At 63.2% G+C, this 24,412-nt stretch carries 21 protein-coding genes; 10 read left to right on the plus strand and 11 right to left on the minus strand.

Features of this window, described 5'->3' with window-relative positions:
- Positions 1 to 5 precede the first annotated feature (5 nt).
- The 5 genes from asnB to NKH17_RS10515 all read right to left on the minus strand — a co-directional run bounded on the left by asnB (position 6) and on the right by NKH17_RS10515 (position 8,143).
- Entirely contained in the window at positions 6 to 1,943 is a 1,938-nt protein-coding gene (gene asnB, locus NKH17_RS10495; protein WP_352895743.1) for an asparagine synthase (glutamine-hydrolyzing), read from the minus strand.
- A 184-nt stretch (positions 1,944 to 2,127) separates the two neighbouring features.
- Positions 2,128 to 3,099, minus strand: a complete 972-nt coding sequence (locus NKH17_RS10500) for an NAD-dependent epimerase/dehydratase family protein (RefSeq protein WP_254818475.1) — start codon at positions 3,097 to 3,099, stop codon at positions 2,128 to 2,130.
- A gap of 109 nt (positions 3,100 to 3,208) precedes the next feature.
- Positions 3,209 to 6,667, minus strand: a complete 3,459-nt coding sequence (gene smc / locus NKH17_RS10505; RefSeq protein ID WP_352895747.1) for a chromosome segregation protein SMC — start codon at positions 6,665 to 6,667, stop codon at positions 3,209 to 3,211.
- A gap of 117 nt (positions 6,668 to 6,784) precedes the next feature.
- A complete protein-coding gene (locus NKH17_RS10510) occupies positions 6,785 to 7,513 on the minus strand; it encodes a DsbA family protein (RefSeq protein ID WP_254818473.1) in 729 nt (242 codons plus the stop codon).
- Positions 7,514 to 7,642: 129 nt separating this feature from the next.
- Complete coding sequence (locus NKH17_RS10515; protein ID WP_254818472.1) at positions 7,643 to 8,143, minus strand: DUF721 domain-containing protein; 501 nt, start codon at positions 8,141 to 8,143, stop codon at positions 7,643 to 7,645.
- 49 nt (positions 8,144 to 8,192) lie between these two features.
- On the opposite strand from NKH17_RS10515, the gene mutY reads away from it, so the two are divergent.
- Both mutY and NKH17_RS10525 read left to right on the plus strand, forming a co-directional pair.
- Positions 8,193 to 9,305 carry an A/G-specific adenine glycosylase gene (gene mutY, locus NKH17_RS10520; protein WP_352895751.1) on the plus strand — a complete coding sequence of 371 codons (1,113 nt, stop codon included), beginning with the start codon at positions 8,193 to 8,195 and terminating at the stop codon, positions 9,303 to 9,305.
- 11 nt (positions 9,306 to 9,316) lie between these two features.
- Positions 9,317 to 9,928, plus strand: coding sequence for an HAD family hydrolase (locus tag NKH17_RS10525; protein ID WP_254818470.1), 612 nt, complete (start codon positions 9,317 to 9,319; stop codon positions 9,926 to 9,928).
- A 62-nt stretch (positions 9,929 to 9,990) separates the two neighbouring features.
- Here the strand turns inward: NKH17_RS10525 and NKH17_RS10530 are convergent, their stop codons facing one another.
- Positions 9,991 to 11,124, minus strand: a complete 1,134-nt coding sequence (locus tag NKH17_RS10530; protein WP_254818469.1) for a site-specific DNA-methyltransferase — start codon at positions 11,122 to 11,124, stop codon at positions 9,991 to 9,993.
- Between the two features lie 181 nt (positions 11,125 to 11,305).
- On the opposite strand from NKH17_RS10530, the gene NKH17_RS10535 reads away from it, so the two are divergent.
- Positions 11,306 to 11,995 carry an HAD family hydrolase gene (locus NKH17_RS10535; protein ID WP_254818468.1) on the plus strand — a complete coding sequence of 230 codons (690 nt, stop codon included), beginning with the start codon at positions 11,306 to 11,308 and terminating at the stop codon, positions 11,993 to 11,995.
- 37 nt (positions 11,996 to 12,032) lie between these two features.
- On the opposite strand, the gene NKH17_RS10540 is transcribed toward NKH17_RS10535, so the two are convergent.
- The gene (locus NKH17_RS10540; protein WP_352895756.1) at positions 12,033 to 12,731 is read right to left on the minus strand and encodes a hypothetical protein; all 699 of its coding nucleotides are present in this window, start codon (positions 12,729 to 12,731) and stop codon (positions 12,033 to 12,035) included.
- Between the two features lie 128 nt (positions 12,732 to 12,859).
- On the opposite strand from NKH17_RS10540, the gene thrC reads away from it, so the two are divergent.
- The 4 genes from thrC to NKH17_RS10560 are packed head-to-tail and all read left to right on the plus strand — an operon-like array spanning position 12,860 to position 19,068.
- Positions 12,860 to 14,257: a threonine synthase gene (thrC, locus tag NKH17_RS10545; RefSeq protein ID WP_352895757.1), complete on the plus strand. Its 1,398-nt coding sequence runs from the start codon at positions 12,860 to 12,862 to the stop codon at positions 14,255 to 14,257.
- 14 nt (positions 14,258 to 14,271) lie between these two features.
- Positions 14,272 to 15,564 carry a M16 family metallopeptidase gene (locus NKH17_RS10550; RefSeq protein ID WP_352895759.1) on the plus strand — a complete coding sequence of 431 codons (1,293 nt, stop codon included), beginning with the start codon at positions 14,272 to 14,274 and terminating at the stop codon, positions 15,562 to 15,564.
- Between the two features lie 15 nt (positions 15,565 to 15,579).
- A complete protein-coding gene (locus NKH17_RS10555) occupies positions 15,580 to 16,176 on the plus strand; it encodes a GNAT family N-acetyltransferase (protein ID WP_254818464.1) in 597 nt (198 codons plus the stop codon).
- 3 nt (positions 16,177 to 16,179) lie between these two features.
- A complete protein-coding gene (locus NKH17_RS10560; protein WP_302895658.1) occupies positions 16,180 to 19,068 on the plus strand; it encodes an EAL domain-containing protein in 2,889 nt (962 codons plus the stop codon).
- Positions 19,069 to 19,092: 24 nt separating this feature from the next.
- Here the strand turns inward: NKH17_RS10560 and NKH17_RS10565 are convergent, their stop codons facing one another.
- Entirely contained in the window at positions 19,093 to 19,701 is a 609-nt protein-coding gene (locus NKH17_RS10565; protein ID WP_254818656.1) for a YqgE/AlgH family protein, read from the minus strand.
- Between the two features lie 147 nt (positions 19,702 to 19,848).
- Here NKH17_RS10565 and NKH17_RS10570 point away from each other — a divergent pair, with 147 nt between their 5' ends.
- The 3 genes from NKH17_RS10570 (at position 19,849) to NKH17_RS10580 (ending at position 21,866) form a co-directional block, all read left to right on the plus strand.
- Positions 19,849 to 20,655: a protein-disulfide reductase DsbD domain-containing protein gene (locus tag NKH17_RS10570; RefSeq protein ID WP_352895763.1), complete on the plus strand. Its 807-nt coding sequence runs from the start codon at positions 19,849 to 19,851 to the stop codon at positions 20,653 to 20,655.
- Positions 20,656 to 20,737: 82 nt separating this feature from the next.
- The gene (locus NKH17_RS10575) at positions 20,738 to 21,238 is read left to right on the plus strand and encodes a peroxiredoxin (protein WP_254818462.1); all 501 of its coding nucleotides are present in this window, start codon (positions 20,738 to 20,740) and stop codon (positions 21,236 to 21,238) included.
- A gap of 148 nt (positions 21,239 to 21,386) precedes the next feature.
- Entirely contained in the window at positions 21,387 to 21,866 is a 480-nt protein-coding gene (locus NKH17_RS10580) for a DUF2938 domain-containing protein (RefSeq protein WP_352895764.1), read from the plus strand.
- A gap of 18 nt (positions 21,867 to 21,884) precedes the next feature.
- Here the strand turns inward: NKH17_RS10580 and rnhA are convergent, their stop codons facing one another.
- Genes rnhA through ispH form a run of 3 tightly spaced genes read right to left on the minus strand, consistent with a single transcriptional unit; the run spans position 21,885 to position 24,393 of the window.
- Positions 21,885 to 22,424 (minus strand): ribonuclease HI, encoded by a 540-nt coding sequence (rnhA, locus tag NKH17_RS10585; RefSeq protein WP_352895767.1) that lies wholly within the window; start codon positions 22,422 to 22,424, stop codon positions 21,885 to 21,887.
- Positions 22,421 to 23,383, minus strand: coding sequence for a homoserine kinase (locus NKH17_RS10590; RefSeq protein ID WP_352895770.1), 963 nt, complete (start codon positions 23,381 to 23,383; stop codon positions 22,421 to 22,423). The genes rnhA and NKH17_RS10590 overlap by 4 nt, the downstream gene beginning before the upstream one ends.
- A 5-nt stretch (positions 23,384 to 23,388) precedes the next feature.
- On the minus strand, positions 23,389 to 24,393 hold the full coding sequence (gene ispH / locus NKH17_RS10595) for a 4-hydroxy-3-methylbut-2-enyl diphosphate reductase (RefSeq protein ID WP_254818458.1): 1,005 nt from the start codon (positions 24,391 to 24,393) through the stop codon (positions 23,389 to 23,391).
- Positions 24,394 to 24,412 lie beyond the last annotated feature (19 nt).

The raw sequence follows: 24,412 nt of genomic DNA on the forward strand, positions 1-24,412 counted from the left end.
ATTTCTCAGGCCGCTCGTGCTGCACCGACCTTTTCGCCGGTGAAAATCTTCTGCCACAGCTGCGTCGACAAAATGCCGACGAAAGCCGCATTGTCGCGGAATCCGGACGCGGGCTGCAAGCGGCATTTCTCGTGCAGGTTCGCCACCGCCTTGGCGTTGAATAGTCCTCCGGCGGCGATGCTCGCCTCGCTCAGCGAGTCGCGTATGTAGTCCAGTTCTCCGGGTCCAACGAAGGAGCGGGCTTCCGGCGCCCGGTAAGGCTGTTTGGTGCGCTCGCTGATGGTAGTCGGAAGCAGGTGCTTGGCAACTTTGCGCAGTATGTGTTTTTCCACCAGTCCCTTGAGCTTCATCTCCGGCGGAAGTCTTGCCGCAAACTCCACCAAGCGATGGTCAAGGAAGGGGAAACGCCCTTCGATACCATGCGCCATGGCCATGCGATCGCCCTGGCTGGAGAGGATGTAGCCCGGCAGGAGAAAGCGGGTTTCGAGATATTGCGCTTGATGCAGCGGATGCCACCGGGAAAACGCCTCAGGCAACCGGCCGGCCAGTTCCTCGGCTGCGTCGTAGCCCTTCAATGTCGCACGCAGGTCACCGGAGAAAAACATCTTGGCCGCTGATGTGGTCTTGAAACGCGGCCGATGCGAGAACAGCGGATCGTCCAGGGCTGCGCTGCCGGTGCCGAAGAACGCGGCCAGGTACTCTACGGACTGCTGCTGCAGACCTGGCAGATAGGGATAAAGCTTCCGGAACAGCTGTGGTCTTATGCGCGATGCCGGCTGTCGTCCGCAGAAACGGCGAACCCGCGCTTCCTTGAAGACATCATAGCCGGCAAAGACTTCGTCGGCGCCTTCGCCTGTCAGCACCACTTTCAAACCGGCCTGGCGGACGAGGCCGGACAGTTGATAGAGGGGGGCCGGGGCGGTGCGGATGATCGGCCGCTCGGTAAAGCGGATGACTTCGGGAAACACATCGGCGATATCACCGGCACGACAGGCTATGGTTCGATGGCGCGTGCCAAGTGCTGACGCCATTTCGGTCTGGAAGGCGCTTTCGTCATGCTCGGCGCTGTCGAACGTTACGGAAAATGTCTGCAGCTTAAGAGGAGTCATACCGGCCGCGAGTGCCGAAACGAGGGATGAATCGAGCCCGCCCGAAAGGTAAGAACCGACCGGCACGTCGGCGCGCATGCGAAGCCTCACCGCGTCGGTCAACAGGGCCTGCAGTTCCTCGGCCGCGTCGTCCTCATTGGTGATCTTCGATGGCGTATCTCGATGAGGATAGTCCAGATGCCAGTATGGTTTGATCGTCACTTGCCCCTGTGTCGCGATCATTACGCTTGCCGGCTCCAGCTCGTGGATATCGCGGAAAGCCGTGCGTGGAGCGATCGGCGCCCACAGCGTAAAGATCTGGTCGAGTGCAATCGGATCGATTTCGGCAGAGATGCCGGGTACCTTCAGCAGGGCTTTTATCTCGGACGCAAAGTAGAGCACGCCGTCCTTGCTGGTATAGAACAGCGGCCTAACACCCATGCGGTCTCTTGCAAGCACCATCCGCCGCCGCCGGTTGTCCCAAATCGCGAAGGCGAAATCACCGTTCAGGAGCGGCAGGCAGTCTTCGCCCATCTCGTCATACAGCTGCAGGAGAACTTCGGTGTCGCTCGAGGTGCGGAAGCATCGGCCCTTGGCCAGCAGCCCTTCGCGCAATTCCACGTAATTGAAAATCTCGCCGTTGAACGCAATCGTCAAATTGCCGGTTTCGTCGGACATCGGCTGCTGGCCATCACCAATCCCGATCACCGACAGCCGCGCATGCCCAAGTCCAGCCTCGGGCGCTACGAATTTGCCTTGTTCATCCGGTCCGCGATGGGCGATCGCGGACGTCATGCGCGCAAGCAAAGCTTCCGCATCCCGGACTGAACCGAAATAGCCCCCGAATCCGCACATCCACACAGCTCATATTGAACAGCAAGCCACGAAACATAGCGGTCATAAGCGCCTCAAAGGTTAATCGGATACCTTTCAGCGAGCATGTGGTTAACAGGATGTTAGGACAAAATGATGCTTTTGCGGACCGACTTGTGCCCACTCCAGGTGTCCCGCTTGAAGGCGTCACGGGGAGTGGTGCAAATCACTGCTTCGAGTACGGCCGGTACCAGTCGACAAACTTCTTCAGCCCGTCCTCTATCGAAACGCTAGGCCTGAAGCCGAAATCCCGCTCCAGCGCGGTCATGTCGGCGTAAGTCTTCTCGACGTCGCTCGCCTGCATCGGCTCGTTGTGGCGGATTGCCTTGACCTCGAGCAGCCTTTCCAGAATGTCGATGAAGTCGCCGAGGCGCACCGGCCGGTTGTTGCCGACATTGTAAAGCCTGTTCGGCGGAACGTCAGCTGACGGCGGCTTGTCGAGCACGGCGACGACCGCCTTGACCACATCGTCTATGTAGGTGAAATCGCGCCACATTTCGCCATTGTTGAAAACCCGGATCGGCTTGCCCTCGAGCATCGCCCGGGTGAACATCCAATAGGCCATGTCGGGGCGGCCCCAGGGACCATAGACCGTGAAAAACCGCAGGCCGGTCTGCGGTATGCCGAACAGATGGGCGTAGGTGTGGCTCATCAACTCATCGGTTTTCTTGGTGGCGGCGTAGAGCGAAACGGGCTTGTCGACCTGATCGGCTTCGCTGAACGGCACGCTGCGGTTGCCGCCATACACCGAGCTCGACGAGGCATAGACCAGATGCTCGAATGCCGGTTCGGCGCGACAGAATTCGAGCACTTCGAGGTGGCCCATGACATTGGAGCGGACATAGAGCCGCGGATTGTCGAGTGAGTGACGCACGCCGGCCTGCGCGGCGAGATGCACGATCCTGACGATGCCTTGCCCGGCCAGAGCAGCCGCAAGCGCGCCCTGTTCGGCAATATCGAGCTGGTGGAACGAAAAATCCTTGCGGGGCAGAAGGCGGGCAAGCCGCCCCTTTTTGAGCGCCAGGTCGTAATAGTCGTTCATGTTGTCGACGCCGACGACCGCTTGTCCCCGGTCGAGCAGATAGTGGCAAACGTGACTGCCAATGAACCCCGCGGCTCCGGTGACAAGTATAGGCAACAAGCTTCTCCACGCGCATAGCCGGGCCGGTATCTGGAGCGGCAGATCCGGCCCATTTCGTCGTGCTATAGTCGAAAGCCGAGGTCGAGACCACCACTAAGCTGATGCGTCAGCTTGCCTCGCGCATGGCCTCAGCCGCCTGCAGGTCAACCGACACCAGTTGGCTGACGCCTTGCTCGGCCATGGTTACCCCGAACAGCCGGTCCATGCGCGCCATCGTGATCGGGTTGTGTGTGATGATGACGAAGCGCGTTTCGGTGGTTGCGGCCATTTCGTCCATCAGATTGCAGAAGCGTTCGACATTGTGGTCGTCGAGCGGCGCGTCGACTTCATCGAGCACGCAGATCGGCGCCGGGTTGGTCAGGAACACGGCGAAGATCAGCGACATCGCCGTCAACGCCTGCTCGCCGCCGGACAGCAACGTCATCGTCTGCGGCTTCTTGCCGGGCGGTCGCGCCAGGATCTCGAGCCCGGCTTCGAGCGGATCGTCGGACTCGATCAGTTGCAGCTCGGCGGTGCCGCCGCCGAACAGATGCGAAAACAGCCGTTGAAAATGGCCGTTGACCACCTCGAAGGCAGCGAGCAGCCGCTCGCGGCCTTCACGGTTCAGGCTGTGGATCGCCTGCCGCAGCTTACGGATCGCCTCGATGATGTCGTCGCGCTCGGAAACGATGGTCTCCAGCCGGTCCGACAGTTCCTTCTGCTCTTCCTCGGCGCGCAAATTGACGGCGCCCAACCGTTCGCGCTCGACCTTCAGCCGGTCGAGCTGACGCTCGATCTCGGCCATTTCGGGCATCGGGCTGTCGGGTTCGAGGCCGGTGTGGCGGATCACCAGATGCGGCGGCGTGTTCAGCGTTTCCTGGATGCGCGCTTCGACTTCCAGCCGACGCTCGTCGGCGGCGGTCAGCCGCTCTTCGGCGCGAACACGCGTTTCGCGCGCTTCGGCGAGCGATTGGATGGCAGCGGTCGCAGCCTTGTCCAGCTCGGACTGCCGGTTCTCCGCTTCCTGCAAGCGGTCGCCGGCAGCCTTGCGCAGGCTTTCGGCCTCGGCGAGCTGCGACAGCAAGGCGCGCCGCTTGGCGTCGATCTCGTCGGGGGCGTCGGCCAGCCGCTCGCGCTCGGCCTCGGCCTCGGCCTTGCGTTCGCCGAGCGCTGTGATCTGCGTCGACGCGTTTTCGGCGCGCTCCACCCAGTTGCGCCGTTCCGCGCCGATGGCGTCGAGCCGGCGCGCACGTGCCTCGGCTTCCCGCTTCAGCCCCTCGTGAACGGCGCGCGCATCGGCAAGGGCGGCGCGGTCGCGGGCGACGTTGGCGGCCGACTGGTCGAGTTGCGACTGCAGATCGCCGAGATCGGGCGCGTCCTGCAGCAGCATTTCCGCCTCGACGAATGCTGTCGCCGTTTCCTCATGGCTGTCGACAATGCGGGTGCGCGCCTCGTCAAGTGCTGCACGCCGGCTCGACAGCTCGCCGCCGGCCTTTTCGGCCTCGGCCAGCGCATTGCGAGCAGCGTCCAGCCCGTGCTGGGCGTCGCGCCCGGCCTGTCGAGCGGAGCGTTCGGCTTCGCTCGCCTGGGCAAGCGCCTGTTCGGCCCGGGCAAGAGCCTGTTCGGCGTCGCGCAGGATGCGGGTGGCATGGACGGCTTCGGCGTCGAGTTCGGCCAGCCGGTTTTTCTGCGCCAGCCGCTGCGCGGCAGCGGTCGGCGCATCGGCGCTGGCGGTAAAGCCGTCCCAGCGCCACAGCGCGCCTTCGCGGCTGACCAATCGCTGCCCGGGAGCAAGCAGCGTCTGCAGCCTTCTTCCGTCGGCGGCTTCGACGATGCCGATCTGGGCCAGCCGGCGGGCCAGCTGCGCCGGCGCGCGCACCACGCTGGCGAGGCTCTTTATACCTTCGGGCAACGCGGCGTCGCTGGGCTGGATTTCGCTCTGGCCCCAATGCACCGGCGCGCTGCGGTCGAGCGGCACGTCGAGATCTTCGCCAAGTGCGGCACCCAGCGCCGTCTCGTAGCCGCGCTCGACGCTGATCTGCTCCAGCACCGAGGGAAACAAGTCGCCGCTCGCAGCATTGAGGATCTTGGCAAGCGTGCGGGCCTCGGTTTCGATCCGCGCCAGCTCGGCCTTTGCGTCCTGAACCGGTGGGCGGGCAGCACCTTCGCCCGCGCGCGCCTCGGCGACCGCCCGTTCGGCTGCGATCGCTGCTGCCTCGGCCCCTTCGAGCAGTGCCAGCGCCTGTTCGACCAGCAGCCGCTTCTCGGCGGGATCGGGCAGGCCGGCGACCCTGGAGACGATCTCCGACAATTCGCGGTCGACATCGGCAAGCTGGCGGGCAAAGCGGTCGCGGCGCTCAGCGGTGTCGCGCAGCGTCCGTTCGATCTGGTTGCGGGAGGCGGCAGCCTCCGCCCGTTCGGCGGTCAGCGCGGCGAGCCTGGCCTCGCTAGAGGCAAGCGTCGATGCCGCCTGCTCGAAAGCCGCGCGGGTGCTGGCTTCACGCTCGGCGGCGCCGGCGTTTTCGGCGTTGAGCGCGGCTTCTTCGGCAGCGAGACGTTCGAGGATATCCGCATTGTCGCGGACCATGCGCTCCTCGCGGGCAAGGTCGCCATCAAGCTGTTGCAGTCGGCGGTCGAGCTCTGCCTGGCGGGCGCGGATGCGGCCTGCCTCTTCCTCGATCTGCGCCTTGGCGATCGACAGACGCTGGAAGGCTGCGGCAGCGGCGGCTTCCGCATCGCGCAGGTCCGGCAGCCGGTGGGCGTTGATGCCTTGTTCCCTGGCGGCAGCCATCTGGGCGGCGGCACGGTCGCCGACCAGCGCGGTGGCAATCGCCAGCGCCGAGCGCGCTTCGCCTTCCTGCGTCTTGGCCAGCGTCCAGCGAAGATGCAGCAGCGTCGCTTCGGCCTTGCGGATGTCGGCCGACAGGTTCTTGAAGCGCGAGGCTTGGCGGGCCTGGCGTTTCAGGCTTTCGATCTGGCTTTCCAGTTCGCCGACGACATCGTCCAGTCTTTCGAGGTTCTGTTCGGCCGCCTTCAGCCGCAGCTCGGCTTCGTGGCGCCGTGTGTGCAGGCCGGAAATTCCGGCTGCCTCTTCCAGCAGCGCACGGCGCGCCTGCGGCTTTGCCTGGATCAGCTCGCCGATGCGGCCCTGCCCGACCATCGACGGCGAACGCGCGCCGGTCGACTGGTCGGCGAAGAGCAGCTGCACATCCTTGGCGCGGGCTTCCTTGCCGTTGATGCGGTAGAGCGAACCGGCCTCGCGTTCGATGCGGCGCGAAACCTGCAACTCGTCTGCATCATTGAAGGCCGAGGGCGCGCTACGGTCGCTGTTGTCGAGAAAAAGCGTGACTTCAGCGGTGTTGCGGGCCGGTCGTGTTCCGGAACCGGAAAAGATGACGTCGTCCATGCCGGACGCACGCATGTTCTTGTAGGAGCTTTCGCCCATAACCCAGCGCAGCGCCTCGACCAGGTTCGACTTGCCGCAGCCATTCGGCCCGACGATGCCGGTCAGGCCGCGTTCGATGACGAACTCGCCGGGTTCTACGAAGGATTTGAAGCCGAGCAGGCGAAGGCGCGAGAACTTCATTCGCGCCGGCCCATAGCCAAGTTTCGCAACACTGTTCCGGGGTTTTGCAAGGAGAACCCGCGGCAAAACAAAGAAGTGCGCACGCCGAAGCGACGCCGCTTCGGCGCTGCCGAAACGTCAGAGCAGAGGGTCGATGATGGCCGACATTTCCGCAATCGACATCGCCCCTTTGTAGGTCTTTCCGTTGATGAAAAAGGTCGGTGTGGAATCGACCTTGAATTCGTCGGCGCCGCGCTTCTGGACGGATCTCACATCGTCCAGAAGTTTCTGGTCCGTCAAGCAGGCCTCGAAGGACTCCTGTGTAAAACCGGCAAGCTTGGCGATTTGCAGCAGTGCGTCCTTGGTATTGTTCACACCGACCCAGTTCGCCTGCTGCCTGAACAGCACGTCGACCATCGGGAAATAGTTGTCCTTGGAGCAGCGCGCCAGCATGAAACCGGCCTCGGCGCTGGGATCGAACGGAAACTCGCGCAGGATGTAACGGGCTTTGCCGGTGTCGATATATTTCGTCTTCAGCTCCGGAAAAGTGGTCTCGGCGAAATGCGCGCAATGCGGGCAGGTCATCGATGCATATTCGACGATGGTGACCTTTGCATCGTCCTTGCCGAGCTGCATGTCGGGCAGCGCGCCGGGCTTCAACAAGGCTGCCATATCCACCGTGCCCTGAGCTTCAGGCGCTTTGGCGGCGGCCGGAGCGGCCGGCTTCGCAGGTTCCGCCGGAGCCGCAGGTTTCACATCCTGCGCCTCGGCTTTCTCGCCCGAGTCGCTGCAGGCGGCAAGCAGGGCCGCCGCTGGTATTGCGGCGAGCGAAGTCAAAAGGTGTCTGCGGGACAAGGAACGAAGCATACGAATCACCTGGCAATAGTTGGATTTTGCAATGCAAAGGCTACAAAAAGCGAGAGTTGGCGCGAATTAAGGCATTACCGCCCCTATTCCAATCGCCAAATCCGGGCATACCATCACGATAGCGCGAGATCACGGCTTCTTTTGACCAAGAATGGTGGCGCCAAGCCGCTCCAACGAGGCGCGCAGCCCGTCGTCCTCGATCAAACCGACAGTGCCCGACAGCTTCGCCTTCTCCGCCACGGTCAGCGGCCGCAAACTGGGTTTCGGCTTTTCCTTGCCCGCCATTACCGGCTTCTGCACGATCCTGATCCGGCCGATCGCATTGAAACCGAGAAACGCATTGACCCGGTTGATGATCTCGCCGGTCTCGTGCTGCAGATGCAGTGCTGCCACACCCTCGCAGGCAATTACCAGCACGGCCGGCTCGAACGGATCGTCCTCGTGCATGCGACGCGGCCACTGGATCTTTTCCGGGCGTGAGCGGCCGGCAAGCCGCGGCCCGGCAATCTCTTCCCACGACTGGACCAGCCCGATCGACATGCCGGCCCGCTTGCGCAGCACCGGGTCGAGGATCTCGGTTGCGAGATCGCTCACCGGAACGGGATTGCCGAAGGGCCTTTTCCCTGCCATGTGCGTTCTCCAGCTTCAGCACCAGTGGATTAGGGCCGACCCTCGATCAATGGCACTGCACGACCAGACCCGCAAGGCCGTACCCGGAGACAATGGCGAGATCGCGTTCCGGCTGCTTGGCTGGTACGACGCGCATCACCGCGAGCTGCCGTGGCGCGTTCCGCCGCGTGCGCTGGCAGGCGGCGCCCAGCCCGATCCCTATCTCGTCTGGCTTTCCGAAGTGATGCTGCAGCAAACCACGGTCGAGGCGGTAAAATCCTATTTCCGGGCTTTCGTGCAGAAATGGCCAACTGTCGAGGCACTGGCGGCGGCACCGACCGAAGACGTCATGAAGGCCTGGGCCGGGCTCGGGTATTATTCCCGCGCCCGTAACCTCAAAGCCTGCGCCGATCTCGTCGCGCGGCAAGGCGGCCGCTTTCCGGACAGCGAGTCCGGCTTGAGGGAACTGCCCGGCATCGGCGCCTACACGGCGGCGGCGATCGCGGCGATCGCCTTCGACCGACCAGCCGCGGTCGTCGACGGCAATGTCGAACGGGTCGTCTCACGGCTGTATTCGATCGCCACGCCTCTGGGCGACGCCAAGGGGGAGATACGCGGCCAGGTCGAACGCATGGTTCCCCCGACAAGGCCCGGCGACTTCGCGCAGGCGATGATGGACCTGGGCGCGACGATCTGCACGCCGCGCCGGCCCCGCTGCATGCTCTGCCCCGTCAGGCAGGATTGCAGCGCCACAATCTCGGGCGATCCCGAGCGCTTTCCGGTCCGCCTGCCCAAGGCCGAGAAACCCTTGCGCCGCGGCGCCGCCTTCGTCGCCGTCAGGAGCGACGGCGCCATCCTTTTGCGCAAGCGCGCGAATAAAGGCCTGCTGGGCGGCATGACCGAAGTGCCGACGACCGGCTGGACCGCGCGGATCGATGGCGCCACCACGGTGGCGGCAGCCCCGTTCCCCGGCGACTGGCGGCAGGCCGGACGCATCGGCCATATCTTTACCCATTTTGCGCTTGAACTCGACGTGTTCAAGGCGGAGACCGACAGCGTCGGCCCGGCCGGGCATTTCTGGTCGCTGGCCCATGAAATTTCCGGGGAGGCGCTGCCGAGCGTCATGAAAAAGGTAATCGAAGCGGCGATACCGGGCGCGACGAAAAAGCAGCGGCCGCATTGAAAGAGAGAAGAATGTCCGAAATCCGCCACATCGTTTTCGACATCGGCAAAGTGCTGATCCACTATGATCCGAACCTGCCCTTCAGCCGCTTGATCCCCGATCCCGACGAACGGAAATGGTTCTTCGAAAATGTCTGCACGCACGACTGGAACATCGAGCAGGACCGCGGCCGCAGCTGGGAAGAGGCCGAAGCGCTGGCAATCGCTCAATATCCCGACCATGCCGAAAACATCCGCAATTTCCGCCGGCACTGGCACGAGATGGTGCCTCATGCCTATGAGGACAGCGTCGCGATCATGATCGGGCTGATCGAGAGCGGCCACGACGTGACGATGCTGACCAATTTCGCGGCCGATACGCTTGCCGAGGCCCGTGAGCGGTTCGATTTCCTCAATAGGCCGCGCGGCGTGACCGTGTCGGGCGACATCCGCCAGATCAAGCCGGATCGCGCCATCTACGATCACCACGTCGCCGCGTTCGGCCTCGATCCGGCAGCCACGCTGTTCATCGACGACAGCCAGAAGAATGTCGACGGCGCCAAGGCGGCCGGTTGGCAGGCTGTGCTGTTCACCGACGCAAAGACGCTCAGGGCGGACCTTGAGCGCCTTGGGATCAAAGTGTGATTTGAATCGCTTCCAGAGGTTGGGTGAGCCTTGGCATAACCGATCTATCGCAACTCGGAGCCTCAGGCCCCTGCCCGCTCCATGCCCAGCCGCGCAATGCGGCGAAGCTCGTCGATCGGTGTCAGACCGCCGCTGCGCTCATAATGCCAGAAGGTCCATCCGTTGCAGGCGTCCAGCCCCTGGACGTGAGCGCCGATCTTGTGGATCGACCCGGCATTGTCGCCGATCGCCAGCGTGCCGTCGGCACGCACTTTTGCCGCCCAGCGCTTCTTGGCGTCGTAGAGCGTGGCGCCGGGCGCCACCAAGCCATTGTCGAGAAGCGTGACGAATGCGACGCGCGGCTCAGCCCGCTTGCCGGTCAGCACCGTCAAATTGGCGCCTTCCAGCGGCCGGACCGCATCGATACGTTCCATGGCGGCATCGATGTAGGCCTGCTCACGCTCGATGCCGACGAAGTGGCGGCCAAGCCGCTTGGCCACAGCCCCGGTGGTACCTGAACCGAAGAAGGGGTCGAGCACGATGTCGCCTGGCCTGGTCGATGCCGTCATGACGCGGGCAAGCAACGCTTCCGGCTTCTGCGTCGGATGCAATTTGTCACCATTGTCGTTCTTCAGGCGCTCGCCGCCGGTGCAGATCGGAAATAGCCAGTCGGAACGCATCTGAATGTCGTCATTCGACGCCTTCAGCGCCTCGTAGTTGAATGTGTAACCCTTGCCCTTTTGGTCGCGCGATGCCCAGATCATCGTCTCATGCGCGTTCTGGAAACGGCGGCCACGGAAATTGGGCATTGGATTGGTCTTGCGCCAGACGACGTCGTTGAGGATCCAGAAGCCCAGATCCTGCATCTTGGCGCCGACCCTGAAAATATTGTGGTAGGAGCCGATGACCCAGATCGTGCCGTTGGGCTTCAACACGCGGCGCGCCGCCAGCAGCCAGGCGCGGGTGAAGGCGTCGTAGGCCTCAAAACTGTCGAACTGGTCCCAATGGTCGTCGACGGCATCGACCTTGGATTGGTCGGGCCGGTGCAGATCGCCATCGAGCTGCAGATTGTAAGGCGGATCGGCAAAGATCACGTCGATCGACTTTTCCGGCAGCCGTTCGAGCGCGGCGACGCAGTCGCCCTTCAGGATCGTATCCAGCCACTCGGATTGCTGGGGAGCATCGGAAAGGTCGTCGAGAAGACGCACGGCAGACATTGTGACACCCAAGGCACGCGTTACTGTTTACTGTCCGTTATGGTTACCGATCAGCGTAAATATTCAGTGAAGCAGCACGCCGAATTTGCGAAGCCCGGCCTGTTGGTGTATGCCGCGCCGCCTGAGCCGTTTTGACCAAGGGCCCTCTCGGCATTCCCCTCATCCCGCTTCCCGGATCACCATGCCCCAGCCAGATCTTGTCATCTTCGATTGCGACGGCGTGCTCGTCGATTCCGAAATCATCGCCGCGCGTATCGATGCCGAGCTTTTGACTTCGGCTGGCTACGAGATATCGGCCGAGGAGATTTCCGAGGTCTATGCCGGGCTGACTTTCAAGGACATCATGATGCGGGTCGAGGAAAAGTCCCGGATCCCGTTCCAGGCCTCGCTGATCGACAAGGAGGAACAGCTTGTCGATCGTAGGCTGCGCAGCGACGTGCGTGCCATCGACGGAGCGCACGAAGCTGTCGCCGCGGTAGCAGTGCCGCGCTGCGTCTGTTCGAATTCGCGTTCTGAGCGGATCGAATTCATGCTGGAGAAGGTGCAGCTTTTGCCGTTCTTTGCCGGCCGGATCTTTTCCTCGCTGGAAACCCCGACCGGGAAAACCAAGCCGGCGCCGGACGTGTTTCGGTTCGCCGCAGAAAAGCTCAAGGCCGATCCTGCGAACACCTTTGTCATCGAGGATTCGGTGCATGGCGTCACCGGCGCCAAGACGGCGGGAATGCGCGTCATCGGCTTTACCGGCGCGGCGCACAGCTATCCCGGCCACGCCGATGCGCTGACCGAGGCCGGCGCGGAAACGGTCATCCGCCGCTGGGCGGAACTGAAAAGCGTGATCGCCGCGCTGTCGGAATGGTCGGCGGACGCGTGAGAGGCCGCCTCAGCCGCCGTGGCGCGAATGCAGCGGCTTAGTTGGTCGCGGCGGCTTTCTTCTTCCTCGGCTTGTCTGTCGCTACTTTCGGGGCGCCCTCGTCATACCCGGCATATGCCTGGTAGTCCTTCGCCGTCGGCTCCGGAACGACGACGTTGGAATCGGTGAAGACGAACTGCGTGGCACTCGAAGGATCGGTAACCTGGACCTGATAGGAGTGAAGCTGCGAATAGAGAACTTCGGTGCCGTGCATCACCGCGATGCGGATCGGCATGGTGATGGTCCCGGGGGTGAACATCGGGCCAGGCACGACCTTGCCGGCGACGGCTATCTTCATCGACAAGGAGCCGTTGGCGCGGCTGCAGTCGCGGGTCACATCGGTAATCGAAGCCTGATAGATGATCTTGGCGGAATCGTCCGGCTGATCGACGCCTGCTGCGCCCGCTGCTGGCTGGGCGGCTTCCTCGGCGGCGACATCGGTTTTTTTCTTCGGCTTCGGACCGCTCTTGGCGTAGGTATTGAAGAAGGCGGTGCCGTCACGCAACGTCACTTTCGGGCAATAGGCCTGCAGCTGGCTGGAAAGCACCTTGGGATCGGGTGGCGGTGGCGGCGTCGTGTCCTTCTTGCCGAAGCCGAGAATACCATTGTCGCTCGATTGGCAGCCTGCGGCGGCAAGCATAAAGCCGGCGAGCCCCAGACCCGCGACAAAACGACCGTTGAATGAATGAAACGCCATGAACTGCACTTCCCTCTCGCAAAGCCGGTGACGTATATCAACCGCGCGGCAAAAATGCGACTGAGCCAGCGCAGAAATCCACCACCTCGCGGCGGGCGAAAATTCCCGACAGCAATGGAAACGTAACGATGCAATATGTGAGTACCCGCGGGGAAGCGCCCGCGCTTGGATTTTCCGACGCGGTGCTGGCCGGACTGGCGCGCGACGGCGGGCTCTACCTGCCGAGCGCCTGGCCGCATTTTTCCGCAGCCGAGATCCGCGCCATGCGCGGCCTTGCCTATCCCGACCTTGCTATCCGTGTGCTGTCGCCATTCCTCGGCGGCGAGATCGCGGCGCCGGTGTTTGAACGGCTGGTGCGCGAAGCCTATGCGAGCTTCCGCCATGAGGCCGTCTGCCCGCTGGTGCAGACCGGGCCGAACAGCTTCGTGCTCGAGCTCTTCCACGGCCCGACGCTCGCGTTCAAGGACGTGGCGATGCAGCTTCTTGCGCGGCTGATGGACCATGTGCTGGCCGAGCGCGACCAGCGCGCCACCATTGTCGGCGCCACCTCCGGCGACACCGGAGGGGCCGCCATCGATGCCTTTGCCGGGCGCAACCGCACCGACATCTTCGTGCTTTTCCCGCATGGCCGCGTCTCGCCGGTACAGCAGCGGCAGATGACGACCTCGACCGCCGCAAACGTCCATGCGTTGGCGATCGAAGGTAATTTCGACGACTGCCAGGGCCTGGTGAAGGACATGTTCAACGACCACGGTTTTCGCGACCGGGTATCGCTGTCGGGCGTCAATTCGATCAACTGGGCCCGCATCATGGCCCAGATCGTCTATTATTTCTCCTCCGCGCTGTCGCTCGGCGCGCCCGACAGACCGGTTTCCTTCACCGTGCCGACCGGCAATTTCGGCGACATCTTTGCCGGCTATGCCGCCAAGAAGATGGGGCTGCCGATCGAACGGCTGATCATCGCCACCAACGACAACGATATTCTGGCGCGCACGCTGGCGACCGGCGAATACCGCATGAAGGGGGTCTTTTCGACCACGTCGCCCTCGATGGATATCCAGGTGTCTTCGAACTTCGAACGCTTGCTGTTCGAAGCGTCCGGCCGCGATGCCTCGACCGTGCGGCGCTACATGAACGGGCTCAAGCAGTCCGGCGCCTTCACCATCGAGGCTGGCGAAATCGCCAAGATCCGCTCCGAATTCGACGCCGGCCGCGCCACCATGGACGAGGTCGCCGCCACCATCCGCACCACACTAGCGGCGAGCGGCTATCTGCTCGACCCGCATACGGCCGCGGCCGTGCATGTGGCCGCCGGCAAGGCTGCGGGTGAGGTGCCGATGGTGGTGCTGGGCACTGCGCACCCGGCAAAGTTTCCCGCCGCCGTCGAAGCCGCCAGCGGCGTGTCGCCTGCCCTGCCTGCATGGCTAGGCGGGTTGATGAGCGCCGAGGAAAAATACACGGTACTTCCATCCGACCTGAAAATGGTGGAAGATTATCTCGGCCGCCACACGCGGGCGGCGCGTTAGGGAGTAATTGCCATATGGGTGTTGAGGTAAGCCGTCTGTCGAACGGCCTGACAGTCGCCACCGAAACCCTTCCAAGCCTCGAATCTGTTGCCCTTGGCGCCTGGGTCAAGTCGGGCGCACGCAACGAGCGTGACGAAGAGCACGGAATGGCGCACTTGCTCGAGCACATGGCTTTCAAGGGCACCAGGCGGCGAAGCGCCTTCGAGATTGCCTCGGAGATCGAGGACGTCGGCGGTGAGATCAATGCCGCCACCAGCGTCGAGACGACCTCCTATTATGCAAGGGTTCTGAGCGACGACGTGCCGCTGGCGGTCGATATTCTTTCCGACATCCTGCAGGAATCCGAATTCGATCCGCAGGAGTTGGAACGAGAGCAGCATGTGATTCTGCAGGAGATCGGCGCCGCGCACGATACGCCCGACGACGTCGTTTTCGATCACTTTACCGAGACCGCCTTTCGCCACCAGACTATCGGCCGCTCGATTCTCGGCACGCCGGAAACCGTCAAATCCTTCACGTCGAAGCAGTTGCACGACTTCATCGAACGACAGTACGGCGCCGAGAACATGGTGATGGTGGCGGCCGGCGATATCAGGCACGACGATTTCGTGCGGGAGGTCGAAAAGCGTCTCGGCAACTTCCGCGGCAAGGCCGACGGCACCATCCCGCAATATGCGCAGTATGTCGGCGGCGATTTTCGAGAGGACCGCGACCTGATGGACGCCCAGATCGTGCTGGGTTTCGAGGGCCGCGCCTATCACGTCCGCGATTTCTATGCCTCCCAGGTCCTGTCGATGATCCTGGGCGGCGGCATGTCGTCGCGACTTTTCCAGGAAGTCCGCGAAAAACGCGGCCTGTGCTATTCGGTCTATGCCTTCCATTGGGGTTTTTCCGACACCGGCGTCTTCGGGGTCCATGCCGCGACCGGACAAAGCGATATTGCCGAGCTGGTGCCTGTGATCATCGACGAGCTGCAAAAGGCCGGCGAAAACATCCTGCAGGAGGAGCTCGACCGGGCGCGGGCGCAATACCGCGCCGGGCTGATCATGTCGGCCGAGAGCCCGGCCAGCCGCGCCTCGCAGATCGCCAGGCAGTTGCTTCTGTTCGGCAGGCCGATCGCCAAGGAAGAGCTGATGGAGCGCCTGTCGGCGTTGACTGTCGAGCGGCTGACGGATCTGTCGTCCCGGCTTTTTTCGACCAAGCCGACGCTTACAGCTGTCGGGCCGGTGGGTACGCTCGCGCCCTATGAGGCGATCCTCGATTCGCTTTCGGGCACGCAGACCACTGCCCGTAAGCTTGCCGTCTAAGCCCATTCGAGCATCGTGTTCGCGCTCCCTTTCTTTCGCCGCGACCTGCCGGCACTGAAGGGCGAGCTGGTCACGCTGCGCGTGCCGCTGACCAACGACTATCGCGAGTGGTCGGTGCTGCGCAGTGAAAGCCGCGCCTTCCTCGAGCCGTGGGAGCCGCGATGGACGCCTGACGAGCTCGACCGCACGGCGTGGCGGCACCGTATCGGGCGCTACCGCGAGGACTACGCGCAGGGGACGGCGATCGCCTTCTTCATCTTCGAGAAAAGCAGCGGCAAGCTGGCCGGCGGTATCACCCTCGGCAATATCCGCCACGGGGTCGCCCAAAGCGGCCATATCGGCTACTGGATCGGCGAGCGCTTCAGCGGACGCGGCCTGATGACCGATGCCGTCAAGGTGGTGACGCGTTTCGCCTTCGAAACGCTGCGGTTGCACCGGATCGAAGCTGCCTGTATCCCCGATAATGCCCGGTCGATCCGCGTGCTTGAAAAAGCCGGATTCCGGCGCGAAGGACTGCTACGATCCTATCTCAGGATCAACGGCATCTGGCAGGACCATTACCTATACGCCCGAATCGCGGACGATCCGCCGGGCGTTGGAACAAAGGACTGATTTTTGACGAATTTTCTGCGCAACGGGTCGCTGCTTGCCTTTATGCTGGCGGCAATCGTCACGCTCTGCGCGGCATCGTCAGCGTTTGCGGTCGAACCGATCAAGATTGCCCGCGACGACGTGGCGCTCGATCTTTCGGGTGCCGTCGCAATCTACCGCAACCAGGGCGAGAATTTCCAGGTCTCGACGGCACCCGGCCCGGACGGCATCGTGCGGCGCATCGAGGTCGAGGCCAATGACGCGCGCTCGACCGGCGACTGGGCGGTGTTCGCGCTCGCTAACACCACCGACCAGCAGCTCGACAGGCTGATTGTCGCACCGCATTTCCGGCTGGTGAATTCCGGCCTGTTCTGGCCGGATCTCGGCTCGACCCGTATCGCTGCGATCACGCCCAGCGAAGGCTTTGCGCTCGACCGCCAGACCAGCCCCGACGCCGACGTGTTCCGGGTGACGTTGAACCCCGGAACGGTGATCACCTTCATCGCCGAGCTCGCCTCGCCCAAGCTGCCGCAGGTCTATCTGTGGGATCCTGAATCCTACAAGGACTCGGTCAATTCCTACACGCTGTTTCGTGGCATCGTCATCGGCATCGCCGGCCTGCTGGCGCTGTTCCTGACCATTCTTTTCGTCGTCAAGGGGACCTCGATGTTTCCGGCGACGGCGGCCCTTGCCTGGGCGGTGCTTGCGTATATCTGCGTCGATTTCGGCTTTCTTAACAAGATCATAGAAATATCCCCGGGCAACGAGCAGATGTGGCGCGCCGGAACGGAGGTGGCGCTTGCGGCGACCTTCGTGGTGTTCCTGTTTGCCTATCTCAACCTCAACCGGTGGCACGGCCATTTCAGCTACGGCGCGCTGGTCTGGATTCTCGGGCTGGTGCTGATCGCCGGCGTCGCCATCATCGATCCGGCGGTTGCCGCCGGCATTGCCAGGCTGTCCTTCGCCGCCACCGCACTGACCGGGCTCGGCCTGATCATCTTCCTCGGTATCCGCGGTTACGACCGCGCTATCATGCTGGTGCCCAGTTGGGTGATGGTTCTGCTGTGGCTATGCGGATCGTGGATGGCGATCACCGGCATGCTGGACAACGATATCGCCCAGCCGGCGCTGGGCGGCGGGCTGATCCTCATCATCCTGCTGATCGGCTTCACGGTGATGCAGCACGCTTTTGCTGGCGGCGCCCTGCATCAGGGCCTGTTCTCCGATCTCGAGCGGCAGGCGCTGGCGGTTGCCGGATCGGGCGATACTGTGTGGGACTGGGACGTGCTGCGCGACCGCGTCGTCACTCGTCCCGACGTCAGCATTCAGCTCGGCCTTGCCCCCAACAGTCTCGGCGGTCCCGCCCGCAACTGGCTGCCGGTGCTGCATGCCGACGACCGCGACACGTTTCGCACGACGCTCGACGTGGTGCTCGAGCACCGGCGCGGCCGGGTGTCGCAAAACTTCCGTCTGCGCGGCGCCGACGGGCACTATCACTGGTTTGCGCTGCGCGCCCGGCCGGTGATCGGCTCGGACGGCGAGGTCATCCGCTGCGTCGGCACCATGGTCGACGTGACGGAGCAGAAGAAGTCCGAGGAACGGCTGCTGCACGATGCCGTGCACGACAATCTGACCGGCTTGCCCAACCGCGAGCTGTTCATGAACCGGCTGGAGGCGATCATTTCGATCGCCCGCACCGAAGAGAAGGTGCGCCCGACCGTCTTCGTCATCGACATCGACCGCTTCAAGCAGGTCAATGATGGGCTCGGCATCTCGGCCGGCGATACCATCCTTTTGACCATAGCGCGGCGGCTGCACCGGCTGCTCAAGCCGAAGGATTCGCTGTCGCGCTTTGCCGGCGACCAGTTCGCGCTGATGCTTTTGTCGGAGCAGGATCCGGCTCGCATCGCGGCCATCGCCGATGCCATCAAGCACGCCATCAACAACCCGATCACCTTCGCCAAGCGCGAGATCGTGCTGACCGCCTCGATCGGGCTGATCACCTGGACGTCCACGCAGACCTCGGCCGAGGACATGGTCAAGGATGCCGAGCTTGCCATGCATCAGGCCAAGCGCTTCGGCGGCGACAGGATCGAGCCGTTCCGGCCCGCCTTCCGCACGGTCGGCACCGACCGGCTGCAGTTCGAGTCCGACCTGCGCCGCGCCATCGAGCGACGCGAATTCACGCTTGCCTATCAGCCGATCGTGCGGCTGGAGGACGGCAGCGTTGCCGGCTTCGAAGCGTTGCTGCGCTGGGACCATCCGCGGCGCGGCATGATCCCGCCGGCGGATTTCATTCCGGTTGCCGAAAACTGCGGCCTGATCGTGCAGCTTGGGCTGTTCGCCATGCAGCAGGCTGCCGAAGACCTGGCCGGATGGCAAAAGCAGATCGGCGATGCGCCGCTGTCGGTCTCGGTCAATCTGTCCAGCCGTCAGCTCATCCGCCGCGACCTGGTCAGCGACGTCCGCTCGGTGATCGCGCGAGCCAACCTGAAACCGCGCTGCTTCCGGCTCGAACTCACCGAATCGCTGGTGATGGACAATCCCGAGCAGACCGCCCATGTGCTGACCAAGCTGAAGCAGCTTGGGATCGGCCTGTCGCTGGATGATTTCGGCACCGGCTACTCATCGCTGGCCTATCTGACGCGCTTTCCGTTCGACACCATCAAGATCGACAAGAGCTTCGTCGACGACGCGACGCCGAAACGCGCGGTGCTGCTCAAATCGATGGTCAACATGGCGCATGAGCTCGGCCTGTCGGTCGTTGCCGAAGGCATTTCGGACGAAAGCGATGCGCTGGAGCTACGGCAGATGGGCTGCGAATACGTGCAGAGCTTCATGTTCGGCGCGCCGATGCCCGGCGACCAGGTGCTGAAGACGCTGAAGGAACAGTATCCGCTCACTCAAGCGTGACAAGTTTCGGGGACGTGATGAGGCTCAGGCGTGACCGGCAGCCAGGCTGAGATGCGCGAGATCGATGCCGATCGAGGCAAGGATCCGGTCGTATTTGCGGTCGATGTCGGCGTCGAACAGAAGCTCGGCACTTGCCGGGCAAGTCAGCCATCCATTCTCGGCGATCTCGTTTTCAAGCTGGCCCGCGCCCCAGCCGGCATAGCCGAGCGCCATCAGCGCCCGCCGGGGTCCGCGGCCGGAGGAGATGGCGCGCAATATGTCGACGGTCGCGGTCAAGCAGACGTCGTCAGAAACGGCGAGCGAGGATTCCACCCGGTAGTCGCCCGAATGCAGGACGAAGCCGCGGCTGCGATCCACCGGTCCGCCATTGCGCACGACGAAGTCGCGCGCCGGTGCCGGCAGTCGGATCGCCTCCATCTCATTCATGATGCCAAGTTGCACGAGCAGGTCCGGAAACAGCATCTGCTGCGTCTGGTTGATGATCAGCCCCATCGCGCCTTCGTCGCTGTGCGCGCAAATGTAGATGACAGAGCGCGTGAAGCGGTCGTCCTTCATGCCGGGCATGGCGATCAGGAACTGGTCGTCGAGAAAGCCGGGTCCTGTGGCCGTCCTTTTATGGCGCAACAAATCCATGGCCACAGCGTAACGCGTTTCCGAAGCCTCGAAAAGACGGGCGGCGCTCGATTTGATCAGGCTCGTAAATCGAAGGTCACGCAAATATGATGCCGGCCGCGTCATGAAATCATTGTGCGGCCATCAACGGACGATCAAATCACCGTCATGCAAAGCTTGAAAATCCTGCTGCTTGGTGTGGCCATTGGATCGGCGACCGGCCTCCCGGCCGCAGCCTCCTCCTCGGCCTGGTATAACAGCGAAGGCGGCAGGGTGAGGCTGGTGACGAGCGGCAAAGCCGACCAGGCCGGACGTCTCCAGGGCGTCCTCGACATTGCGCTGAAGCCCGGCTGGAAAACCTATTGGCGCGATCCGGGCGATGCGGGCGTGCCGCCACAGATCGACGTCTCGGCCAGCACCAACATTGCCGACGCGACGCTTTTGTTTCCGCCGCCGCAGCGCCATGACGACGGCTATGGCAAATGGGCCGGCTACGACCACCCGGTTTCGTTGCCGGTGACGTTCACGCTTGCCACGCCCGGCCAGCCGGCCGTCATCGATGCGGACATTTTCCTCGGCATCTGCGAAACCATCTGCATCCCGGTGCAAACAAGGCTGACCGTCGATCCCGGCGCCGATCCGGACAACGCCGAGGACGCGGCACTGGTCAAGGCAGGCCTTGCCACCCTGCCCGCCACGGCAACGCCCGATTTCGGCATAAACGTACTGCCGGGCGACCACGAAACGCTGATTGTCGAAGCGAGCTTTCCGGGCAGCCCCGAGGGCGCCGACTTCTTCGTTGCCGGCGAACGCGATTACATGTTCGGTGCCCCGGCACGCAGTGTAAAGGATGGCAAGCTGATCTTTACTGTGCCGATCCTCGACAGGCCGTCGACAACGCCAACCGATGGCGGCCTGCACTACACACTGACAAGTGCCGCAGGCGCGGTCGAAGGCCTGTTGCCATTCCCGTGATGCCAACGTCTGGACGGTTGCCGGGCGCGCCTTAATTCGCTATCGCAAGGACACTCCCTTCCATTTCCAAACGAGGACCATCATGACGATCTCCGTTGGCGACAAACTGCCCGATGCGACCTTCAAGACAATGACCGCCGATGGTGCAAAGCCGATCACGACGGGCGAGATATTCTCAGGAAAGACGGTCGTGCTGTTTGGCGTTCCAGGCGCTTTCACGCCGACCTGCAGCAACAATCATCTGCCCGGCTACCTGGACAATTACGACGCCATCCTGGCGCGCGGCGTCGACACTATCGCTGTTGTCTCGGTCAACGATGTTCACGTCATGGGGGCTTGGGCCCGCTTCAGCGGCGGTGAAGGCAAAATCCTTTATCTTGCCGATGGCAATGGCGATTTCGCCAAATCGGTCGGCCTCGACGCCGACCTCTCCAGCGGCGGCATGGGGCTGCGCTCGAAGCGTTTTTCGATGATCGTCGAGGACGGCAGGGTCACCGCACTCAATGTCGAGACAAAGCCCGGCGTCGACGAATCCGGTGCGGCTCACATTCTCGGACAGCTTTCCGTCCTGGCGACAGCTTAGGCCTGGGACGGCGGCGGGGCGCCTTCGAGCGCTCAACGTCCAAAGGACGCTGACTTTTGCATCGGCGCATGATCCTTCCGAAAGCCGACCCGGTTTTCGGGGCCATGTGTCGGCCCTTCGGGACTGCTTGCTTTTGAGGACCTCGATTATGTCTGACATCTTGTGGCGCAGCGTCGCGATCGGCATCGGCGCAACCGCGCTTATGGATGTCTGGACGATTTTCCTGAACAAGGCCTTCGCCCAACCGCGGCCGAACTGGGGGCTGGTCGGCCGCTGGGTCTGGCATCTCAGGGAAGGCAAGGTCTTCCATGACGACATTGGCAAGGCCTCGCCCTACCTGCATGAATCAGTACTTGGCTGGACCTTTCATTATGCTGTCGGTATCGTCTACGGCATCATACTGGTCGTGCTGGCCGGGACGGCCTGGCTCACCGCGCCGACCTTCCTGCCGGCCTTTATCCTCGGCATCGTCACCGTCGGCGCCGGGTGGTTTCTGCTGGCGCCCGGCATGGGTGCCGGCTGGGCCGCTTCGAAGCGGCCCAATCCGATGCAGGTCCGCGCCCTCAATCTTGTGTCGCATACGGTGTTTGCCATCGGACTGTTCGGCACCGCCCTTCTGATCCGCTGATACGCCAGTTCAACCGGATCAATAACTCTGGGTCGAGCCCCGAACCTTCTTGGCGGCCGATTGCCTGGACTGGGTGCCTTCCTTCGGCGGCACGGACGCGAGCACGGGTTTCGCCGACTTCGTCTTGAATGGCGCCATGCCGAGCCGCGCCAATTCGTCGGCGCGCTCGTTCTCAGGATGGCCGGCATGGCCCTTGACCCAATGCCAGGTGACCTGGTGGCGGTTGCGCGCCGCGTCGAGCTGCTGCCACAGCTCGGCATTCTTCACCGGCTGCCGGGCGGCGGTCTTCCAGCCGTTGCGCTTCCAGCCATCGATCCAGCCGAAAATGCCGTCCTTGACGTAGTTGCTGTCGGTATAAAGGTCGACGACGCAAGGCTCCTTGAGCGCATTGAGCGCCGAGATCGCCGCCAACAACTCCATGCGGTTGTTGGTGGTCAGAGCCTCGCCACCATGGAGCTCCTTGATGGCGCCGTTGAAGCGCAGGATTGCGCCCCAGCCGCCAGGCCCGGGATTGCCCGAACAGGCACCATCGGTGAAGATTTCAACGCGCTTGGTCATGTCAGTCCATATTCGGAAGGAGAGTTGATCGCCCGGTGGAAGCGCATCCGGCGGATATACTCTGTCGGGTCGCGTTTCACCACCAGCCCGCCGTCCGGAACCGTCAGCCAGTCGTAGAGCCGGGTCAGCATGAAGCGCAGCGCCGAGCCGCGCGCCAGCATCGGCAGCGCAGCTTTCTCGTCACTGCTCAACGGCCGCACGCTTTGGTAGCCGGCAAGCAGCGCCGTGCCCTTGGTCAGATTGAAGGAAAAATCCTTCTCGAAGCACCAGGCGTTCAGGCACGTGGCAACGTCATAGGCGTAGAGGTCGTTGCAGGCGAAATAGAAGTCGATCAGCCCGGACAGTTTCTCGCCGAGGAAGAACACATTGTCCGGGAAAAGATCGGCATGGATGATGCCTTGCGGCAGACCGTTCGGCCAGTTCCGCTCGAAATCGGCGAAATCGGCATCGACCTCGGCCGCCAGTCCCGGCTCGACCTCGTCGGCGCGGGCGCGGGCGGCATTCCACAGCTTGCGCCAGCCATCGATGGCAAGGGCGTTGGGGCGGGTCATCGGAAAATCCGCGCCGGCGAGATGCAATGCCGCCAGCGCCTTGCCGACCTCGCCGCAATGCGCAGCCGTCGGCCGCCGCAGCGACAGGCCTTCGAGAAAGGTGATGATGACCGCCGGCCGACCGGCAAGTGTTCCGATCACACCGCCATCATGTGCGGTGACCGGGAGCGGACACGAAATGCCCTTTCTGGCGAGGTGGGCCATAAGGCCGAGAAAGAACGGCAGGTCAGCCTTGTCGACGCGCTTCTCGTAAAGCGTCAGGATGTAGGAGCCGCTGCTGGTGTGCAGCAGAAAATTCGAGTTTTCGGTACCTTCGGCGATGCCCTTGTAGGACAGGAGGTCGCCGACCGGATAGTTCCTGAGGAATGCGCCGAGCTCGCCCTCGTTGACGTCGGTATAGACCGCCATCGTTGTTACGCGGCCCCGTTGACGAAGGCCATGTCGGCAGCCGTCAGTTCGACATCGCGCAACACCCGCATCACCGGAAAGTCCTCCGTCTCCGTCGCCGTTACGGCCAGCTCGATGGTCACGTCGAAGCGCTGCCTGAACGCATCGACGATTTCATCGACGATGATCTCCGGCGCCGAGGCGCCCGCCGACAGGCCGAGCGTCGAAATGCCGGCAATCTCATTCCACGGAATTTCGGACGCGCGCTGCACGAGAAGCGACATCGAGGCGCCGGCGCGCTCGGCCACTTCGACCAGGCGCCGCGAGTTGGAGGAGTTAGGTGCGCCGACAACCAGGAAGAGATCGGCGCCGGCCGCTGTTTCCTTGACCGCTTCCTGGCGATTGGTGGTGGCATAGCAGATCGATTCCGCCGCCGGCGCGTGCAGCTCGGGAAACCGCTGCTGCAGGGCGCGAATGATACCGGCGGTGTCCTCGACCGACAGCGTCGTCTGGGTCACGAAGCCGAGCGCTTGCGGGTCTGCAGGCACGAAGCTTGCGGCGTCGGCTTCGGTCTCGATCAGAGTGACCGCGCCATCCGGCAACTGGCCCATTGTGCCGATCACCTCGGGATGCCCGGCATGGCCGATCAAAAGCACGTGGCGGCCAAGCCGCTGATGGCGCATTGCCTGCTTGTGGACTTTCGAGACCAGCGGGCAAGTCGCGTCGAGATAGAAGAGGTTGCGCGACTGGGCGTCGGCCGGCACCGATTTCGGCACGCCATGCGCCGAAAAGACGACCGGGCTCTGGCGATGCTCGGGCGGGATCTCGGAGAGCTCCTCGATGAACACCGCGCCGAGGCTTTGCAGCCCTTCGACGACGTAGCGGTTGTGCACGATCTCGTGGCGGACATAGACCGGCGCGCCGTATTTCTTCAGCGCCAGCACGACGATCTGGATGGCACGGTCGACGCCGGCACAGAAACCGCGCGGCTGGCAAAGCCGGATGGTCAGCGGTGGCTTTGTGTGAAGCATGATTGCATCTTACGCTGAT

This window comes from Mesorhizobium sp. M1334 (assembly GCF_040317995.1).
In the GTDB taxonomy this organism is placed as follows: domain Bacteria; phylum Pseudomonadota; class Alphaproteobacteria; order Rhizobiales; family Rhizobiaceae; genus Mesorhizobium.

Coding starts and splice junctions, on each gene's coding strand:
- asnB (WP_352895743.1), bottom strand. CDS start 1,943: ATGTGCGGATTCGGGGGCTATTTCGGTTCAGTCCGGGATGCGGAAGCT.
- smc (WP_352895747.1), bottom strand. CDS start 6,667: ATGAAGTTCTCGCGCCTTCGCCTGCTCGGCTTCAAATCCTTCGTAGAA.
- NKH17_RS10510 (WP_254818473.1), bottom strand. CDS start 7,513: ATGCTTCGTTCCTTGTCCCGCAGACACCTTTTGACTTCGCTCGCCGCA.
- NKH17_RS10515 (WP_254818472.1), bottom strand. CDS start 8,143: ATGGCAGGGAAAAGGCCCTTCGGCAATCCCGTTCCGGTGAGCGATCTC.
- mutY (WP_352895751.1), top strand. CDS start 8,193: ATGGCACTGCACGACCAGACCCGCAAGGCCGTACCCGGAGACAATGGC.
- NKH17_RS10525 (WP_254818470.1), top strand. CDS start 9,317: ATGTCCGAAATCCGCCACATCGTTTTCGACATCGGCAAAGTGCTGATC.
- NKH17_RS10530 (WP_254818469.1), bottom strand. CDS start 11,124: ATGTCTGCCGTGCGTCTTCTCGACGACCTTTCCGATGCTCCCCAGCAA.
- NKH17_RS10535 (WP_254818468.1), top strand. CDS start 11,306: ATGCCCCAGCCAGATCTTGTCATCTTCGATTGCGACGGCGTGCTCGTC.
- NKH17_RS10540 (WP_352895756.1), bottom strand. CDS start 12,731: ATGGCGTTTCATTCATTCAACGGTCGTTTTGTCGCGGGTCTGGGGCTC.
- thrC (WP_352895757.1), top strand. CDS start 12,860: ATGCAATATGTGAGTACCCGCGGGGAAGCGCCCGCGCTTGGATTTTCC.
- NKH17_RS10550 (WP_352895759.1), top strand. CDS start 14,272: ATGGGTGTTGAGGTAAGCCGTCTGTCGAACGGCCTGACAGTCGCCACC.
- NKH17_RS10565 (WP_254818656.1), bottom strand. CDS start 19,701: ATGGATTTGTTGCGCCATAAAAGGACGGCCACAGGACCCGGCTTTCTC.
- NKH17_RS10570 (WP_352895763.1), top strand. CDS start 19,849: ATGCAAAGCTTGAAAATCCTGCTGCTTGGTGTGGCCATTGGATCGGCG.
- NKH17_RS10575 (WP_254818462.1), top strand. CDS start 20,738: ATGACGATCTCCGTTGGCGACAAACTGCCCGATGCGACCTTCAAGACA.
- NKH17_RS10580 (WP_352895764.1), top strand. CDS start 21,387: ATGTCTGACATCTTGTGGCGCAGCGTCGCGATCGGCATCGGCGCAACC.
- rnhA (WP_352895767.1), bottom strand. CDS start 22,424: ATGACCAAGCGCGTTGAAATCTTCACCGATGGTGCCTGTTCGGGCAAT.
- NKH17_RS10590 (WP_352895770.1), bottom strand. CDS start 23,383: ATGGCGGTCTATACCGACGTCAACGAGGGCGAGCTCGGCGCATTCCTC.
- ispH (WP_254818458.1), bottom strand. CDS start 24,393: ATGCTTCACACAAAGCCACCGCTGACCATCCGGCTTTGCCAGCCGCGC.